The sequence below is a fragment of the Desulfofundulus sp. genome (assembly GCF_049701015.1).
Classification (GTDB): Bacteria; Bacillota; Desulfotomaculia; order Desulfotomaculales; family Desulfovirgulaceae; genus Desulfofundulus.
Genome location: NZ_JBNATZ010000391.1, coordinates 1 through 1,575, shown reverse-complemented (window position 1 = coordinate 1,575; position 1,575 = coordinate 1). Strand labels below are relative to the sequence as shown.

General features: G+C 55.5%; 1 protein-coding gene. It reads right to left on the bottom strand.

All coding sequences use genetic code 11. From position 1 onward, the window contains the following. On the bottom strand, nucleotides 1-1,456 hold a 1,456-nt coding region (locus ACPLUI_RS14745), incomplete at its 3' end, for a diguanylate cyclase (protein WP_424660994.1). Between the last annotated feature and the right edge of the window lie 119 nt (nucleotides 1,457-1,575).

The window sequence follows — 1,575 nt, the reverse complement described above, 5'->3', positions numbered from 1 at the left end:
CCAGGAGACCCCCAATGCTGTATAGCACGTCCCGCTCACCCGGCCAGTCCGACTCCAACTCTTTGAAAGCCGAAAACCACACTTCAACCCTGTTTTTGGCATTGCGCTTGGCATTGTACATTGCTTCGTCGGCCTGCCTGATTAGTTCGGCAGCGTTTGGAGCGTCACCCGGGAAACAGGATACTCCGATCGAAACGGTGATCCTACCGCCGGGCATAAGCTCCCGGTATGGGAAGGGGTGCTCTACGATGCACTGGCGCAGGCGTTCTCCCACTTCCACTGCCACCGTCTGGTCCGCGCCGGGCAGGATTACGGCAAATTCGTCCCCGCCGTAGCGCCCTACGATGTCCGATTGGCGAACGTTTTTTTCCAGCAGGCGGGCCAGTTGTCTGAGCAGTTCGTCTCCCGCCGGGTGACCGAACTGGTCATTGTAGGTTTTAAAGTTGTCCACGTCCATCATTAAATAAGCCAGTTTCCCACCCTGCTCGCCTGCCCTGGCCACTTCGCGATCCAGCACCTGTTTGAGGTAGGAGTGGTTGTAGAGCATGGTCATGCTGTCCCGCACGGCCAGTCCCCGCAGTTTCTCTTCAACCACCTTGCGCTCGGTGATATCCCTTATGATTAGCATGATACCGTGGCGCCTGCCCCTTTCGTTGCGCAACTGCAGGCAGTCGGTGAGCAGGACGTATTGCCAGCCGTCAGGGCCGGTGTAGTTCTGCTCCACGTTGCACATATCCTCGTTGCCAGTCAGAGCAGTGGCCACGGGGTAGCTGAAGGCCACCTCGCCCGCCTGATGCCGGCCGGTAAAGACGGCTTCGAAGGGCAGCCCCGCAACTGCTTCTTTATTTAGGCCGAAAATTTCTTCCGCTGCTCGGTTGATTAGATAAATGCGACCATTATTTTGCACCACGACCACCGCATTTCTTGTGTTCCGGAGTATGAGCCGGTAAACAAGGTTTTCCAGCATCAGCCTGCGGTTTAACAAAATGCCGGAGATGATACCTGTGAAAAGGATGACCAGCCCGCCGCCAAATCCCCACCCCAGAGCCTGCTTGACGCTGAAAACAGCTCCGTACAGGGATTCATTCAAATCCTTCAGGCGCATTTCCCGCAATCTGTCAACCAGCTGGAGCATTTCCTCAATCAAAGTTACCGCGCCGCTTTGCTGGGCCACGCGGGCTGCGTCATCAATGTTTCCCCGTTCTACCAGTGGAATGATTTCTTTTTCGCAGAGAACGACATACTTTCGCTGCCGAACCAGAATTTCCTCTACCACTGCCTGTCGGGCCGGACGGACCACCTGCCGCAGTTGCTCCATTTCCTGCTGGCTGAGGCGGGCATAAAGGCGGAATTCCTCCAGGTAGACCGGTCTGTGATACAGCATGTAACCCTTGATGGCGTACGACTGTCTGAGCACATGGTTGTACAGTTGCTCAGTTGCGGTTATCTTGTTCAACCCAACTGTTATCTGCTCCAGCCCTTCCGTTATCCGGGTAATCTGTAACAAAACAAAGGCGGCCATCGAGGAATGCCGTCGGCTGGGCATTCAGGTTTTGCCGCCGGACATAAATGAAT